This window comes from Halorubellus amylolyticus (assembly GCF_034808145.1).
Lineage (GTDB): Archaea > Halobacteriota > Halobacteria > Halobacteriales > Natrialbaceae > Halorubellus.
Genome location: NZ_JAXHGM010000018.1, coordinates 1 through 1,021, shown reverse-complemented (window position 1 = coordinate 1,021; position 1,021 = coordinate 1). Strand labels below are relative to the sequence as shown.

Genomic DNA, 1,021 nt, shown 5'->3' with positions numbered 1-1,021 from the left:
TGGGCCAACCCGTGTGGGTTGGTCCCGGTCAGTGGAGGTGATCCAGCCGCAGATTCCCCTACGGCTACCTTGTTACGACTTAAGCCCCCTTGCGGAGCCCAGATTCGACCACCGTCAGGTGGCCTCATCCGGACCCCACTCGGGTGCTTTGACGGGCGGTGTGTGCAAGGAGCAGGGACGTATTCACCGCGCTCTTCTGAAACGCGATTACTACCGAATCCAGCTTCATGCGGACGAGTTTCAGTCCGCAATCCGAACTACGATCGAGTTTCGGAGATTAGCGCCCCCTCTCGGGGTGGCTTCCCATTGTCTCGACCATTGTAGCCCGCGTGTTGCCCAGCTCATTCGGGGCATACTGACCTACCGTTGCCCGTTCCTTCCTCCGCTTTAGCAGCGGCAGTCCACCTAATGTACCCAACCACCTCAAGGGTGTTGCTGGCAATTAGGCGTGCGGGTCTCGCTCGTTGCCTGACTTAACAGGACGCCTCACGGTACGAGCTGACGGCGGCCATGCACCTCCTCTCAGTGGCTCAGGTAAGCTCATCACACTGACCGTCACTGCACACTGTCGGAGCTGGTGAGATGTCCGGCGTTGAGTCCAATTAAACCGCAGGCTCCTCCGGTTGTAGTGCTCCCCCGCCAATTCCTTTAAGTTTCATCCTTGCGGACGTACTTCCCAGGCGGCTCGTTTATCGCCTTCGCTGCGGCACGGCACAAACTCGTAGTTTGCGCCACACCTAACGAGCATCGTTTACGGCTAGGACTACCCGGGTATCTAATCCGGTTCGTGACCCTAGCTTTCGTCCCTCACCGTCGGATCCGATCTACCGAAGTGCTTTCGCCATCGGTGGTCCGTCCAGGATTACGGGATTTCACTCCTACCCCAGACGTACCCTTCGGTCCTCTCGGTCCCAAGCTGACTGGTTTCCGCCGGACGCCTGCTCGTTGAGCGAGCAGATTTCCCAACGGACCTGTTCAGCTGGCTACGGACGCTTTAGGCCCAATAATATCGGCCATCACT

Annotated in this window: 1 rRNA gene; it reads right to left on the bottom strand. The window is 58.5% G+C overall.

Annotated elements, in window-relative coordinates:
- Nucleotides 1–32 precede the first annotated feature (32 nt).
- Nucleotides 33–1,021: ribosomal RNA gene (locus SM754_RS20105) — 16S ribosomal RNA — on the bottom strand; the annotation flags it as partial.